Genomic DNA, 15,299 nt, shown 5'->3' with positions numbered 1-15,299 from the left:
TCACACCGCTACCGGTGCCTTGATGGCGGGGTGGCATTCGTAGCCCAGCACCTCAAAGTCCTCAAACTGGTAGTCGAAGATGCTCTCGGGCTTGCGCTTGATCTGCAGCGTGGGATAGGCCATCGGCGCGCGGCTCAGTTGCAGCTCCACCTGCTCGGTGTGGTTGCTGTAGATGTGGCAGTCGCCGCCGGTCCAGATGAAGTCACCCACGTCCAGGTCGCACTGCTGGGCCACCATGTGGGTCAGCAATGCGTAGCTGGCAATGTTGAAGGGCACGCCCAAAAAGATGTCGGCACTGCGCTGGTACAGCTGGCAGCTCAAGCGGCCTTTGCCGCCCGGCTCGGTGGCTGGTGCCACATAGAACTGGAAGAAGGCGTGGCAGGGCATCAGCGCCATCTTGTTCAGCTCCGCCACGTTCCAGGCGCTCACGATGATGCGGCGGCTGTCGGGGTTGCTTTTCAGGGTCTTGATGACATCGGCAATCTGGTCGATATGGCCGCCGTCTGGCGTGGGCCAGCTTCGCCACTGCACGCCATACACCGGCCCCAGGTCGCCGGTTTCGGGGTTGGCCCATTCGTCCCAAATGGTCACGCCGCGCTCTTTGAGCCAGTTGTTGTTGCTCGACCCGGTCAGGAACCACAGCAGCTCCTGGATGATGGAGCGCAGGTGCACCTTCTTGGTGGTCACCAGCGGGAAGCCTTCGTTCAAATCGAAGCGCATCTGGTAGCCAAACACGCTCTTGGTGCCGGTGCCCGTGCGGTCGGCCTTGAACACACCCGTGGTGTGCACATGGCGCATGAAATCTTCGTACTGGCTGCGCACGGGGCGGTGTGGGGTGGTGCTGGTCATGGCGGAATTTTAGTGGTCTGTATGGGGCTGGCTTCAGGTCATGCGGTCCAAGGCAACGGCCAGCGCCAGCAGCCCCAGCAGGATGAGCACCACCACCGGCATCACCGCGCCCAGGCCGGCCCAGGTGGCCAGCAGCCCAAAGGCGGCGGGAATGACGGAGCCCCCGGCGTAGGCAAACGTCATTTGCCGGCCGATGACGGTGCGGGCAACGTCGTCCGGGAAGCGGCGCGCGGTCTCGTGCATCAGCGAGGGAAATACCGGCGCACACCCCAAGCCCATGAGCACCAAGCCGAAGCTGGCCGCACTGCCAAACACGGCCGGCAGGGCAAACACCAAAGCACCCGCCGTGGCCACCGCAATGCCCAGCCGCACCAGCCGGCGGTTGCCCAGGCGGTTGGCAATCAGCCCCACCGCAAAGCGCCCGGCGGTGATGGAGCCAAAGTACACCGACACCCAGACGCCCGCTTGCGCCTGCGTGAGGCCGCGGTCGGTCACCAAAATGCTGGCCGCCCACAGGCCGGTGCCCATCTCGGCCGCCACGTAAAACAAAAACAGCGTGGGCGCCAACCACAGCGCCAGCGGGCGCACCGGTTTGTATGCTGCCGCGCCATGCGCGTCTTCATTCGCTGGCGGTTTGGAGTGTTCTTTGGCCCAGAGGGCCAGCGTGGCAAACAGCACCACGGCCAGCGTTAGTTGCATCAGGCCGATGCTGCGCACGCCCAGCGACCAGCCACCGCTGCTGGCCAGCGCCAGGCCCATGATCAGCGGCCCGGTGGTGGCGCCCACGCCCCAGAAGCCGTGCAGCCAGTTCATGTGGCGCGAGGAGTAGTGCGCCGCCACAAAGTGGTTCAGGCTGGCATCGACCGCACCCGCGCCCAGACCCAGCGGCACCCCCAGCGCTACCAGCCAGCCAAACGATGGGGCCACGGCAAACCCCAGCAGCGCCAGCGCCGTCATCAGGCAACTGGTGGCCACCACGGCACCGGTCCCTATGCGCTTGGCAATGGCCCCGGCAAAGTAGCTGGCGGTGGCCGAGCTGATGGTCATGGCAATGGTGATGGCGCCTACCGCTGCCAGCGGCTGCCCCATGTCGGCCCGGATGGCGGGCCACGCCACGCCCAGAATGCCGTCCGGCAGGCCCAGGCTGATGAAGGACACATACACAATGCCCAGAAGAATGAGGTGCGCCACGGCGGGCTCCTGAATGCGGGGTTGACGGGTAGGGCGGGTTTATGTGCCAAATAAGGCTCTAGCACCCGTGGAATATGCGCGGACAGCTATTCTATTGATAGCACCCGGCCTGGGTTCAGCAGGTTGTGCGGGTCCAACGCGCCCTTGATGGCGCGCATGGCACTCAATGCGACGGGCGATTTGTGGTGCGCCAGCTTCTCGCGTTTGAGACTGCCGATGCCGTGCTCCGCCGAGATGGAGCCGTTGTAGCGATCCACCACCTCGTACACCAGCGTATTGATCGGGCCTTCTTGGTCGCGCAAGAAGGCTTCGGCATCCGCGCCGTCCGGCGCCTGCACGTTGTAGTGCAGGTTGCCGTCGCCCAAGTGGCCGTAGTTCACCAGCCGCACGCCGGGGAAATGCTGCGCCAGCAGGGCATCGGTCTCGGCCACAAAGGCGGGGATGCGCGATACGGCAATCGAGATGTCGTGCTTGATGTTCAGACCCTCTTGGGCCTGCGCCAGTGGAATGCTCTCGCGGATGTGCCACAGCGCCCGGGCTTGGGCAATGTTCTCGGCCACCACGGCGTCCAGCACGCAGCCCTGTTCCAGCGCGGCTTCCAGCAGACGCTCGAACTGTTCGCGCGCATGGCTTTCAGACTCGTGGTCGGAATTTTCGAGAACCACGCAGTACGGACTTAGCCCGCCAAACGGCACGTTCTGCTGCGGGAAGTGTTTGCGCACCAAACCTAGCGCAAAGTCGCCCATTACTTCAAAGCCGGTCAGGCCCGCGTTCAGGTACTGGTGCGCCAGGCCCAGTAGTTGCACCGCAGCCTCTAGCGAGGGCACAGCGGCAAAGGCGGTGAGCTGGGCCGCGGGCAGGGGGTACATGCGCAAGGTGGCTGCGGTGATCACACCCAGCGTGCCCTCAGAGCCGATGAACAGGTGGCGCAGGTCGTAGCCGGTGTTGTCTTTGCGCAGGCCGGTCAGGCCACTCCAGACCTCACCCTGTGCCGTTACGACTTCCAGCCCCAGGCACAGCTCGCGCGTGTTGCCGTAGCGCACCACCTGCGTGCCACCCGCGTTGGTGGCCAGGTTGCCGCCAATGGTGCAACTGCCCTCGGCCGCCAGACTCAGCGGGAACAAAAAGCCTTCTTTCTCGCACGCCTCTTGCAGCGTTTGCAGCACGCAACCGGCTTCCACGGTCACCGTCAGGTTGGCGGCATCGATGGTGCGGATGCGGTTGAGCCGCTGCAGGCTCAGCAGCACCTGGGTGCCGCTGGCATCGGGAATGGAGCCCACCACCATGCCGGTGTTGCCGCCCTGGGGCACCAAGCTCACACCGGCCGCTGCGCAGGCCTTCACCACGGCGGCCACTTCGTCGGTGCTGCCGGGGCGCACCACGGCCAGCGCGCGGCCGCGCTCGCGTTTGCGCCAGTCTTGCTCATAGGCGGTGAGGTCGCCATCGGTCAGCACATGGGCGTCGCCCAGCAGGGTGCGCAGCGTGGCGCGCAGGGATTCGGTGTTGGTCATGGGGCTGGGTTTGGGGTCGGTTCAGCAGAGGCTGCGGCCAGCTTGGCGTGCTTCAGGCGCAGGCGGATATGGGCGGTGCAGGCCACAAAGAGCACGATGCACAGCAGCACCTCCACTAGGGCCAGCCAGTTGCCGGGTGCCTTGTCGCTCCAGGCGCGCACCACGCCTTCGGTGAAATACAGCCACACCATCAGGCTGACCCAGCGGTAGGTGTACATGCGGTTCTTCAGCAGGCCCGCCAGCGGAATGCACAGGGGCAGCACCTTGAGCGCCAGCGTGCCGCTGCCGGTGGGGGCCAGCCACAGCTCCCACAGCAGGCCCAGCAGAATCAGGCCCAGCATGCTGGCGACGGCCACCCACCGGCGGCGACACATGGGGGTTCTATCCCCTAAAAACCTTTTTTTCTCCCGAGACCAAGTTTTTTTTTTCTTTTTTCCCTGGGGTGGTAGGGGGCTGGGGTGAGGGGGGCAACGAGTGAGGGAGAGGGGCGTTTTGCATGTCGGTGGCATCATAGGCGGATGCAACTGATTGAACGTCTAAAACCCTGGCTGCACGATGTGGCCAGCATCCCCTGGCGGGATGCCGCCATCACCCTGCGCGAGCGCTTTCGCGAAGACCGCCTGGGCCTCACCGCCAGCAGCCTCACCTTCACCACCACCATTGCGCTGGTGCCTTTTATTACCGTGGCGCTGGCGGTGTTTACCGCCTTTCCCATGTTTGCCAAGTTTCAGGACGTGCTGCAGAAGTGGCTGATCGAGAGCCTGGTGCCCGACAGCATTGCCCGCCAGGTGCTGGGCTACCTCAACCAGTTTGCCGGCAAGGCCAGCCGCTTGGGCGCTGCGGGCTTGGCCATTCTGCTGGGCACCGCGTTGGCGCTCATCTTCACCATCGACCGCACGCTCAACAGCATCTGGCGCGTGCGCAAGCGCCGCCCCCTGGGCCAGCGCGTGCTGATCTATTGGGCCGCCATGACGCTGGGGCCGCTGCTGCTGGGCGCCAGCCTGTCGCTCACCTCGTACGCCGTGTCGGCATCCAAGGGGGTGGTGGGCGGGCTGCCGGGTGGCGTGAGCCTGCTGCTGGACAGCCTGCAGTTTGTGCTGGTGGCGTCGGGCATGGCGGCCATGTTTCACTTTGTGCCCAACACCCAGGTGCGCTGGGGCCACGCGTGGATGGGCGGGCTGTTTGTGTCGGCTGGCATGGAGCTGGCGCGCAAAGGCCTGGCCCTGTACCTGAGCAAGGTGCCCACCTATTCGGTGGTCTACGGCGCCTTTGCCACCGTGCCGATTTTGCTGATCTGGATCTATGTGGCCTGGGTCATCGTGCTGCTGGGCGCGGCCCTCACGGCCTACCTGCCCAGCCTGATCGCCGGCGTGCCGCGCCGCCGCCTGGGCCACGGCTGGCAGTTCCAGCTGGCGCTGGAATCCTTGCAACGGCTGGAGCGCGCCCGCACCGGCGCCGACAAGGGCCTGACCCTGACCCAGCTGCGCACCACCATGCAAGTAGACCCGCTGCGGCTGGAGCCCGTGCTGCAAATGCTGGTGGACCTGGACTGGGTGGGCCAGCTCAGCGAAGCCGGGGTGCACGGTGTGCAAGCCCGCTACGTGCTGCTGGCCGATCTGGACAGCACGGTGCTGGAGCCGTTGATGCGCGCGGCGCTGCTGAAGCCCGATGCGGTGACTGAGAATTTATGGAAAATTGGCCGATGGCCGGCTACTACGTTGCGTGAGGCGCTACAGAAATAGTAGCGGTTTGAGTTTTGCGGTCGCGAGTGTTTTTGGGGATGGTAGTTGCCGGTCATCACTTCAACCTGCGAGGGTTTAGGCGAGGAGCTATCCATCGTTGGCGTAGCAACCCATCAAGCGGTCAGACTGCAGCCACTCAAGTACCGATGTTCATGTAGAGCACTGAACTTACCACTCGGGAATGGGTGTCTTGGTTCAACCACCGACTGTTGGAGCCCACTGGGTATATTCCACCGGCCGAGGCTGAGGCAAACTACTATCGGTAACTCGCTTAGAAGACCGAAACCCAGGTTTCACTTTCACTAACTGGCCTCTACGAAACTATTGCGATTCAACATTGCAAGCGCATGTTTAACTTTCAGTTGCTACAAACAGGCGTAAGACACGTTTTGGAATCTGGCCGGTCGGTCTCTTTCCTATGGGGAGGGCTGCGGGCCTTGATAGTGGTGACATGCCTGGTTGGAAAAGCATCGATAGCGCAGTCTTCGCTCGATATCTGTACAGCCGATTTCGCGCCATACCAGAGTGAATCGCTACCGGGCGGGGGGCCGGTCGTTCAGTTGACTATTGAGGCCTTTCATCGTGCGGGATACAAAGCACGCGTTCAGTTCATGCCGTGGGCTCGAGTTCTGCATGACGGGTCAAGAGGGCGTTGCGCAATTTTGGGTATTTGGCGCAGCGCTGAACGGGACCAAATATTTGAGTACTCCTTACCGCTGGTCAGACATGAATTGGGATTCTTTGGTCAAAGAGACTTGGTACACGAGGACAGTGGAGTGAGTACATTGCTAAATCTGCGCATTGGTGTGGAGCGCGGCAGCTACCTGTCGCCGGAGCTAAACAGTCCTGCGGTACGTCTAGACTTCGCCAACTCAATGGAGGCCAACCTGCTCAAGCTGGCCAAAGGCCGTGTTGATCTGGTTTTTGGAGACCGCAACGCTGGCTTGTTCGTCATAGCGAGCGTTCCTGCATTACTGCGAAATTTGGAATGGAAGGGGTCAATTCTGGAGTCGAAGAACGACTACCTAGCTCTTGCCAAGAGTGTGCCAAATAGAGATGCTTTGCTAATCGCGTTCAACCAAGGCCTGCGGGCCATGCAGATGGATGGCAGTTTTTCCAGATTGCTGTTAACCACAGGGATAGATGCGGCGAGGTGAATGTGGTCGGTTATCACCCAGCATATGCACTTTAATCAACTCGCAGGGAAGTTTTTTGGGGGCCGAGCAATACGCATGCGGTAGGCAGCTGAACGCCGAAAGTAGGTGTGGAGCTTTATCCCAGATCACATGCCACAGCGCAGAAATTGTTGCTCGATGCCCTCCACAAGTCTCTTGCCCTCTGAGTCAATCATTCCCCTGGGGTAGTTTTCGGTCGGCGGCAACACACATGCAGAGTTTAGATACCGCCCATGCAAACGTATTTGGTGTCCACGTATTCGTCGACGCCATGCAGCGAACCTTCCCTGCCCATGCCCGACTGCTTGACACCGCCAAATGGTGCAACAGCCGTTGAGATGACCCCTGAGTTCACTCCCACCATGCCGTACTCCAGTGCTGCGCTGACTCGCCAAGCGCGGCCAATGTCTTGGGAATAGAAGTAGGCGGCCAGACCGAATTCAGTGTCGTTAGCCATTTGCACCGCCTCTTGTTCCGTATTGAACCGAAACAGCGGAGAAACGGGCCCGAAAATTTCCTCTTGGGCTAAACGCATACTGGGCGTCACATGTGTTAGCACAGTAGGTTCATAGAACGTGCCGCCTAAGGCATGGGGTTTGCCGCCTGTTTGCAAGCGTGCACCTCGGGATACCGCATCGTCCACCAGCTCTTGCACTTTGGCCATTGCGGCAGCATCAATTAGTGGGCCTTGTGTTGTGCCTGCGTCCAGCCCGTTGCCTACTTTCAAGGCCGCCACGGCCTGGCCAAGCTTGGTGGCAAAGGCGTCGTATACGCCGTCTTGCACCAGAAAGCGATTGCTGCACACACAGGTTTGCCCCGTGTTGCGGTATTTGGAGGCCATGGCACCGTCCACGGCCGCATCCAGATCGGCGTCATTGAACACGATGAACGGTGCATTGCCCCCAAGTTCCAGTGACATGCGCTTGAGCGTGGGCGCGCACTGTGCCGCCAGAACGCGGCCCACTTTGGTCGAGCCGGTGAAGGTCAACTTGCGCACGATGGGGCTGGCGGTCAGTACGCCGCCAATGGGCCGTGCGTCGCCAGTAATCACGTTGAACACCCCTGCCGGGATACCCGCGCGCTGTGCCAGCTCGGCCATGGCCAATGCCGACAAGGGAGTCTGTGTCGCCGGTTTGACGATGATGGTGCAGCCTGCTGCCAAGGCGGGGGCCACTTTGCGGGTGATCATGGCCGAAGGGAAGTTCCATGGCGTGATGGCGGCGCACACGCCCACCGGCTCACGCGTAACGACGATGCGTTTGTCTGGCCAGGGTGATGGAATGACTTCACCGTAGACGCGCCGGGCTTCTTCGGCAAACCATTCGATGTACGAGGCGGCATAGGCAATTTCGCCTTTGGCCTCGGCAAGCGGTTTGCCCTGTTCGGCGGTCATCAGTAGCGCTAGGTCCTCTGCATTCGCCACCATCAGTGCGTGCCAGCGTTTGAGCAGGTTGGCGCGGTCTTCTGCTGTGCGCAGCTTCCAACTGGCAAAAGCACGCTCGGCGGCATCAATAGCCTGCTGGGTTTGGGCGGCCCCCATGTTGGGGATCTGGCCGATCAACTCCCCGGTGGCGGGGTTATGCACAGGTAGCGTGGCGCCGTTGGTAGCGTGGCACCATTGGCCGTCGATAAGTGCCAGAGATTTCAGGAGGGAGGGATCATTCAGGCGTGGCATGGTCTTTGACAGGTGTGTTTCAAGTTTGAGAAATGGGCCGCCGAATGGTGTGTGGCGGCCCGGCTGATCAGTAGGGCGAACCTGCGGCCTGCGGCCCGGCCGTGCCCCCCTTTTGCGGGGTACCCGTGGGTTTGAAGTGCGCAGCCAGGTCGGAGGCTGCGCGCACCAGCAGCGTGGTGTCCACGCCCACTGCAACAAATTGGGCGCCCGCGTCCAGATAGGTTTGGGCCTGGGCCTTGTCGGCCATCAGGATGCCGGCGGCCTTGCCTGCAGAGCGGACCGTGGCAATGCCGTCCAGTATGGCTTTTTGCACCTCGGGATGGTTGGCCTGACCTCGGTAACCCATGGAAGCAGACAAGTCCGCTGGGCCAAAAAACACGCCGTCCACACCGTCAACCGCCGCAATGGAGGCCAGGTTACGTATGGCCAGGGTGGTTTCAGCCTGCACCAGCAGGCACATCTGGCCGTTGGCGTGGTGAATGTAGTCGGGTATCTGGTTCCAGCGCGAAGCACGGGCCAGCGCCGCGCCCATGCCCCGGATACCCTCGGGCGCGTAACGCGTTGCGCCGACCATCAGCACGGCGTGCTCGGGCGTGTCTACCATGGGAATGAGCAACGTCTGCGCTCCCACGTCCAGGTACTGCTTGACCAATGCCACGTCGCCAACTACAGGGCGCACTACGGCTTGCACCGGGTACGCTGCTACAGCGCGCAGTTGGTCGAGCACGGTACGGGGGTCGTTGGGGGCATGCTCACCGTCAAGCAGCAACCAGTCGAAACCACAGCCAGCCAGTGCTTCGGCCACATTCGCGTGGGCAAAGCCGACCCAGCAACCGATGAGCTGCTGGCCGGCATACAAGGCCTGTTTGAACGTGTTGATGGGAAGGGGAAGTGCCATGGGGAGTCCGTTGGTATTGGGAGCGTCAGAGGAAGCGGAAGTTCAGCTTGCCCAGCGGGCCGTAATCCGCTTCAAACAGATCGCCCGCACGCGCCGCCACGGGCCGGGTGAAAGAGCCAGCCAACACAATGTGACCTGGTTGCAGGGTTTCGCCCCAGGGGGCCAGCTTGTTGGCCAGCCACGCAATGCCCACGGCCGGGTCACCTTGCACGCCAGCGGCCAAACCGGTTTCTTCGACTGCGCCGTTTTGCCGCAGAATGGCCCCGCACCACGAACGGTCCACACTGCGGGGGGAAATGCGATGGCCACCCAGCACGATGCCGGCATTCGCCGCGTTGTCGCTGATGGTGTCGAACACTTTGCGCATTATTTTGGTGTGACGGTCAAACTGTTCAATGCGCGAGTCAATGATTTCTATTGCTGGAGTGATGTAGTCGGTGGCATCCAGTACCTGATCCACCGTGACCTTTGGGCCTTGAAGCGGGGCTTTCAGTACAAAGGCCATCTCTACCTCCACGCGCGGCGCAATAAAGTGGTTCATGGGGATGTCCAGCACCTGGCCCGGTGTGCAGTCGTATCGCATGTAGTCGAGCAGGGCGCCGTAGTCAGGCTCGTCAATCTGGCTGCTGATCTGCATTGCGCGGCTGGTCAACCCGATCTTGTGACCAATGACCTGGGCACCGGCTTGCACTTGCAGCGCAACCCAGGCGCGATTGACGCGGTAGCCGTCTTCAATCGTCATGCCCGGAAAACGTTTGCTGAAATGCTCCACCTGCACACGGGTGGTTTTGGCTAGCTGCAATTCTGCGGCCAGTTGGGAGACTTGGGTGTCGTCTAGCATGGGGAAAGTCTTTCAGGTTCTGTTGAAAAGCGGGTGCAGCGTGCTGGTTTTGGCATCGAACACCTCAGGGCCTTCGTCGACTTGCAGCGTCAACCCAAAGTGTTGTTGTTTGAGTTGTGAATCAAAATGGGATTTGGCACTTTCCAGCAAAGCGTTGCCAGCATACGAAATCGTTTCCTTGGAACGCCCCCGGCCCATGCGCAGGTTCAAGTACACAAAGCCGTAGTCACCACTGCCACCAGCGGCCCGGCCTGCTGTACCACCGTCAGACACGGCGCAATGCGACGCGGGATAGGCGAATACCCGAACGCCACCGGGTGGGAAGACGGGTTTGCCACCTTCGTCGCGCGTGGCCAACATGGTGTCGGCAAGGGCGCGACACAAGGCTGTCATGTCGGTGCCACCTTGAGCCACCGGGCGATCAAGGTTGGCGGTGTAAAGAATGACGAGGTGGGGCATGGAAGCTGGTGTGTGTACAGGTTCAGAGGCGGGTAGTCACCGAGTTGTAGCCGTCCGCAACGGAGGCTTTTGCGGCGGGGATATCACGGCCGCTTACCGGCGTGACCGGGAATACGGCGTTGATCTGCCCCGTGCCCGATGCTCCGAAATATGGCGTGACGATGTCGGCTTTGCCGCCATACTCGCTCCACCCCAGTGCGCCCAACATCATGGCTGTGTCGTGCATGAAACCTTCTCCGTGGCCCTTGGACGCATATTCGGGCAGCATTCCGCAGAAGTCTTTCCACTGGCCGGTCTTCCACATTTCGACCACGCGGTCGTCAAGCTGTTCCAGAAAAGGGCTCCAGACCTTGAAGGAGTACTCAGGGGCAAGGCCGTTTTGGGCGAACCGGTGACTCAAGGAGCCACTGGCCAAGAACGCCACGGTGCCGTCGTAGTGTTCTTCCACCGCTTTGCGCATGGCCCAACCCAGTCGGGCACTGTCATCCAAATAGTGCACAGTGCAGAGAGCCGAGACGGAAATGACCTTGAAATGCTGGTCAGCGTTCATGTAGCGCAGTGGCACCAGGGTGCCGTACTCCGGGTCAAGCGTAGTGGCATCGTGAGCCATCGCCTCCACGCCGTGTTCAGTACATACTTTGGCCAGTAGCTGCCCCAACTCTGGATTGCCTGGGCACTCGAATGGCAGGTTGGCAATGAAGTGGGGTAGTTCGTTGCTGGTGTAGTTGCCTTTAAAGTGTGGTGCACAGTTGATGTGGTAGTGGGCGTTGACAAGCCAGTGGGTGTCGAAGACGACAAGGGTATCGACGCCCAGTTCGCGACAGCGGCGGCTGATTTCCTTGTGGCCGTCGATGGCATCCTGGCGCGTGCCTTTGCGAGGGCCATCCAACTCGCTGAGGTACATGCTGGGCACGTGTGTGATTTTGGCGACGAGCGCGAGTTTTCCCATGGTGTTGTCTCCAGTTGTGCGAGGGGTCAGACGCCCCAGTGTGGAATGTGGTGGCTTCCGAGACTCACCGCGACGTTCTTGGGCTCTAAGAAAACCTCATAACTCCATGTGCCTCCTTCGCGTCCGGTGCCGCTGGCCTTGGTGCCACCGAAGGGCTGGCGCAAGTCACGCACGTTTTGGCTGTTCACGAAGCACATGCCCGCTTCTATGGATGCCGCCACCCGGTGTGCTTTGCCAAGGTTTTCAGTCCACACGTAGCTGGACAGGCCGTACTGGATGTCATTGGCGAGCTCAATGGCGTGGGCTTCGTCCTTGAACGGAATTAGGCAGGCCACCGGTCCGAAGATTTCTTCCTGTGCAATACGCATACGGTTATCCACATCGGCGAACACGGTTGGCCACACGAAGTTGCCTTTTTGCAGGTTACCGGTTAGTTCGGACGCGTAAGCGGGGCGGTCTATGCCGCCGCACAGTAAGGTGGCGCCTTCTTGAGAGCCCAGTTCGATGTAGCTGCGCACCTTGGCCAAGTGGCCTTGGCTGATCATGGGCCCGATGATGGTGCTGTCGGCCAGCGGGTCTCCCACCGTGATGCGTTTGGCCCGATCTGCAAACTTGGTAGCGAAGTCGGCATAAATGCTTTGCTGCACCAGAATACGGCTGCCTGCTGTACAACGCTCGCCGTTATTGCTGAAGATCATGAACAGGGCCGCGTCCAGCGCGCGATTCAAGTCCGCATCTTCAAAAATCACGAACGGACTTTTACCCCCCAGCTCCATGCTGAATTTCTTCAATCCGGCGGTTTGCACGATGCGGTTGCCCGTGGCGGTAGATCCGGTGAAGCTGATGGCCCGCACGTCCGGGTGCGCGCATAAAGGTTCGCCGGCTTCTTTGCCAAAGCCATGTACCACGTTCAACACCCCAGCGGGCACTCCGGCTTCCAACGCCAATTCACCCAACCGGGCGGCGGTCAGCGGGGACAACTCGCTCATCTTCAGTACCGCTGTGTTGCCGAATGCCAGGCAAGGTGCCACCTTCCAGGTGGATGTCATGAAGGGCACGTTCCACGGGCTGATGAGTGCGCACACGCCGACGGGGTGAAAGAGGGTGTAGTTCAGGTGCGTGGGTGTGGGGTAGGTGTGGCCGTCCACCCGCGTGCACATTTCAGCAAAGTAGTGGAAGTTGTCGGCCGCGCGGGGCACCAGCTGTTTGCCGGTCTGGCTGATGCTTTGACCGGTGTCTTTCGTTTCGGATTGCGCGATATCAGGCACATGCTTGGCAATCAGCTCGCCCAGGTTGCGCATGATCTTTGCGCGCTCGGTGGCAGGACGGCCTGCCCAGGACGGGAAGGCGTCTTTGGCTGCCTGCACGGCGGCATTCACTTCCTGCACGGTACCGCTCGCCACTTCGGCCAACACCTCTTGTGTAGCGGGATTGATAGTTTCAAAGTAGTTGCTTGATGCCACTGAGTGGCCATTGATCAGATGATCGATGCGCATGGTGTCTCCTCTTTCAATGGATAGTTTGGATATGGGTGAAGTTGTCGGAAGGTTTATCTGCCAAAGGCGGCATCACCAACAATCGTGTTGACCAGTCGGCCAATGCCATCGATCTCGGTTACTACCTCATCGCCCACGTTCACGTTGACCACGCCATCGGGCGTGCCGGTCAGGATCACGTCGCCGGGCTGCAGTGTCATGAACCCGCTGAGGTATTCGATCAGCGCCGGGATGTTTGAAATCAGGTCTGCCGTATTTCCCTGTTGAGTCACCACGCCGTTTACCAATGTTCGCAGGGCCAAATCGTGGGGGTTGTGCACTTCAGTCACCGGCACAAGCCAAGGTCCCAGCACGGTGCAGCCATCGCGGTTTTTCACGCGTAGGTTGGGGCGGTAGTAGTTTTCAAGGTAGTCGCGAATGGCGTAGTCATTGGCTACGGTATAGCCAGCCACGTATTGCATGGCATCTTCAAGTCTCACTTTTTTGGCGGTGCGGCCAATCACAACGGCCAACTCGCACTCATAGTGCATGAAGGCCACGCCGTTGGGACGACGTGTAACCGCACGGTGGCCGATCAGGGCGCTGGCGCTTTTCAAAAAGGCCAACGGTTCGTCCTGTGTAGTGACGGTCAGCTCTTTGGAAAGCTCTTTCACGTGGTCCGCGTAGTTCAGCCCCAACGCAATGACGGTGCCCACCTCGAATGGGGGTAGCCAGACTACATCAGCCTCCGCGAGCACCCGGCCATCGACCAATTGCACGCCGTTTGGGTGAGGGGTGGCGGTGTGAATCGAACCGCCATACGCCACCCTTGCCACGGGGTGCATGGCGCTTGGCACATCGCCTGCTTTTGGAGTAGGCATTGGGTGGGCGCCTGCAGTGTGAGTGCTAGACGGCGCTTCGGCCTCCAGCGTGTGCTCCAGTTCACCGATACCTTCAATCGTAATACTGACGCGCTGCCCGGCGCGGGCACGTGGCATACCGGCTGCCACGCCCACAGCCAGCACATCCCCGGGGTGCAGAGTCATGAACTCGGTCGTGTCGGCCAGTAGCTGCGCCACGGGGCGAATTAAGTCGGCCGTGCTGCTGCGGTGGGCCACGATGCCGTCCAGCGTCACAGTGATCGTCAGCGAGTCGGGATTGATTGCGCCACTTGCCGCCACCACCGGCCCCATCGGGCAAAACCCGTCACGGCATTTAAAGCGCATAGAGGGCCGGTACACGGCCGCGTGCGGAACGCTGATATCGTTCATCACCACGTAGCCCGCCACAAAGCTAAGTGCATCGGCGAGGCCCACGCGGCAGGCTGTTTGGCCGATTACCAGGCCCAGCGTGGCGCCCATTTCAAGCTCTGGGGCATCGGCGGGTACCACCACTGCCGCGCCGGACTGGGCCCAGGTGTTGCGGGGTTTGATGTACATCACAGGTGCCTTGGGCGGGGCCTTGTAGGGCGCGGCATGCACCTGTTCGCCCAAGGAGGCCAAGGCATCACGGTGATTGAGCAGGGCGCCGTAAACCGTGCCGCGTTTGGTTGGGGAACTTAAATTTTTCATATGGGTTGTTGCGGTTTTTGGTTTAGCCCCACTGCACACAGCGCATCGAAAGCGTGCCTTCGTGAAAGCCCTCGAACACGTGGCGCGGCTTCTCTCCCGTCTGCGCGGCGCCGGCGGCATAGAGCATTGGGAAGTAGTGGTCAGGAAACGGCACTGCCGTACTGGCGTCTTTGGTCAGAAACTCCCACTCGGCCAGCGCCTTGTAGTCGCCCGCGTTCATCGCCAGCTTGACAGCGTCGTCAAAGTCCTGCGCCCAGGGTTCGCTTGCCCGTTCGGTTTCGCCCATGGCCTCGTCCAGGATGCGCAGGTTGTGTACTACGTTCCCGCTGCCAACGATCATCACACCCTCGCCGCGCAGCGCCGCCAGCGCCCGGCCCAGCGCCAGGTGGTGGGTGCCGTCGCGCGTGATGTCGATGGACAGTTGGAACACCGGCACGTCGGCCGCCGGGTACAGGTGCTTGAGCACGCTCCAGGTGCCGTGGTCCAGTCCGCGTTGGACGTCCTGACCCACCTGGCGGGGCGCCAGCCGCGTCGCAGCCTTGAGCGCCTCGGCCGGTGCGCCGGGCGCGGGGTACTGCACTTCGTACAGCGGGGCCGGAAAACCACCGAAGTCGTAAATCATCGGCGGCTTCGCGGTGGTCGAGACCCGCGTGTCGCGTTCGGTCAGCCAGTGGGCCGACACCATAAGGATGGCTTTGGGGCGACCCAGCGCCTCACCCCACCGGGTCAGAGTTTGCGTGAAGCGGTTGCTCTGGATCGCGTTCATCGGGCTGCCGTGGCCGATGAACAGCACCGGCGCACGGCCGGTCATGGGCGGTAGGGTGCTCGGAAGGGTCTGGTTGTGCACGGTGTTGTCCTTTCGGAGCCAGGCACCGAGCGCGAGCAGCGTGGCCCCGGCGGCCGAAGCGATGGTCAGGGTGCGCCGGTTGAGGCGAGAGGGACTGGTCATGGTGGTCGGAATAT

14 protein-coding genes and 1 pseudogene are annotated in these 15,299 nt (G+C 61.5%); 2 read left to right on the top strand and 13 right to left on the bottom strand.

All coding sequences use genetic code 11. From position 1 onward, the window contains the following. From U5O12_RS11115 to U5O12_RS11100, 4 genes are all read right to left on the bottom strand, one after another. Complete coding sequence (locus U5O12_RS11115) at positions 1-849, bottom strand: thymidylate synthase (protein ID WP_322578698.1); 849 nt, start codon at positions 847-849, stop codon at positions 1-3. A gap of 33 nt (positions 850-882) precedes the next feature. Further along, on the bottom strand, positions 883-2,040 hold the full coding sequence (locus U5O12_RS11110; protein WP_322578697.1) for an MFS transporter: 1,158 nt from the start codon (positions 2,038-2,040) through the stop codon (positions 883-885). Positions 2,041-2,126: 86 nt separating this feature from the next. After that, entirely contained in the window at positions 2,127-3,551 is a 1,425-nt protein-coding gene (locus U5O12_RS11105; RefSeq protein ID WP_322578696.1) for an FAD-binding oxidoreductase, read from the bottom strand. Then, positions 3,548-3,925, bottom strand: coding sequence for a DUF2069 domain-containing protein (locus U5O12_RS11100; RefSeq protein WP_322578695.1), 378 nt, complete (start codon positions 3,923-3,925; stop codon positions 3,548-3,550). Before U5O12_RS11100 ends, U5O12_RS11105 begins: the two co-directional genes overlap by 4 nt. A gap of 144 nt (positions 3,926-4,069) precedes the next feature. On the opposite strand from U5O12_RS11100, the gene U5O12_RS11095 reads away from it, so the two are divergent. Together U5O12_RS11095 and U5O12_RS21170 are read left to right on the top strand one after the other, a co-directional pair. Then, positions 4,070-5,293: a YihY family inner membrane protein gene (locus tag U5O12_RS11095; RefSeq protein ID WP_322578694.1), complete on the top strand. Its 1,224-nt coding sequence runs from the start codon at positions 4,070-4,072 to the stop codon at positions 5,291-5,293. A gap of 776 nt (positions 5,294-6,069) precedes the next feature. Further along, a complete protein-coding gene (locus U5O12_RS21170; RefSeq protein WP_416221480.1) occupies positions 6,070-6,450 on the top strand; it encodes a substrate-binding periplasmic protein in 381 nt (126 codons plus the stop codon). Positions 6,451-6,688: 238 nt separating this feature from the next. On the opposite strand, the gene U5O12_RS11085 is transcribed toward U5O12_RS21170, so the two are convergent. From U5O12_RS11085 to ygiD, 9 genes and pseudogenes are all read right to left on the bottom strand, one after another. After that, complete coding sequence (locus U5O12_RS11085) at positions 6,689-8,143, bottom strand: NAD-dependent succinate-semialdehyde dehydrogenase (RefSeq protein WP_322578692.1); 1,455 nt, start codon at positions 8,141-8,143, stop codon at positions 6,689-6,691. A gap of 67 nt (positions 8,144-8,210) precedes the next feature. Beyond that, positions 8,211-9,041, bottom strand: coding sequence for a 4-hydroxy-2-oxoheptanedioate aldolase (hpaI, locus tag U5O12_RS11080; RefSeq protein ID WP_322578691.1), 831 nt, complete (start codon positions 9,039-9,041; stop codon positions 8,211-8,213). A gap of 25 nt (positions 9,042-9,066) precedes the next feature. Then, positions 9,067-9,882, bottom strand: coding sequence for a 2-oxo-hept-4-ene-1,7-dioate hydratase (hpaH, locus tag U5O12_RS11075; protein WP_322578690.1), 816 nt, complete (start codon positions 9,880-9,882; stop codon positions 9,067-9,069). 12 nt (positions 9,883-9,894) lie between these two features. After that, on the bottom strand, positions 9,895-10,341 hold the full coding sequence (locus U5O12_RS11070; RefSeq protein WP_322578689.1) for a 5-carboxymethyl-2-hydroxymuconate isomerase: 447 nt from the start codon (positions 10,339-10,341) through the stop codon (positions 9,895-9,897). A gap of 22 nt (positions 10,342-10,363) precedes the next feature. Then, a complete protein-coding gene (gene hpaD / locus U5O12_RS11065) occupies positions 10,364-11,290 on the bottom strand; it encodes a 3,4-dihydroxyphenylacetate 2,3-dioxygenase (protein WP_322578688.1) in 927 nt (308 codons plus the stop codon). Between the two features lie 26 nt (positions 11,291-11,316). Next, a complete protein-coding gene (gene hpaE, locus U5O12_RS11060; RefSeq protein WP_322578687.1) occupies positions 11,317-12,786 on the bottom strand; it encodes a 5-carboxymethyl-2-hydroxymuconate semialdehyde dehydrogenase in 1,470 nt (489 codons plus the stop codon). A 53-nt stretch (positions 12,787-12,839) separates the two neighbouring features. Continuing rightward, a complete protein-coding gene (locus U5O12_RS11055) occupies positions 12,840-13,610 on the bottom strand; it encodes a fumarylacetoacetate hydrolase family protein (protein WP_322578734.1) in 771 nt (256 codons plus the stop codon). Between the two features lie 72 nt (positions 13,611-13,682). Continuing rightward, positions 13,683-14,336, bottom strand: a pseudogene (locus tag U5O12_RS11050) (fumarylacetoacetate hydrolase family protein); the annotation flags it as partial. 22 nt (positions 14,337-14,358) lie between these two features. Continuing rightward, positions 14,359-15,285: a 4,5-DOPA dioxygenase extradiol gene (gene ygiD / locus U5O12_RS11045; protein WP_322578686.1), complete on the bottom strand. Its 927-nt coding sequence runs from the start codon at positions 15,283-15,285 to the stop codon at positions 14,359-14,361. Between the last annotated feature and the right edge of the window lie 14 nt (positions 15,286-15,299).

This window comes from Rhodoferax sp. (genome assembly GCF_034519335.1).
Lineage (GTDB): Bacteria > Pseudomonadota > Gammaproteobacteria > Burkholderiales > Burkholderiaceae_C > Allorhodoferax.
The sequence above is the reverse complement of the archived record's forward strand: the minus strand, read 5'-3'. Positions and strand labels throughout refer to the sequence as shown.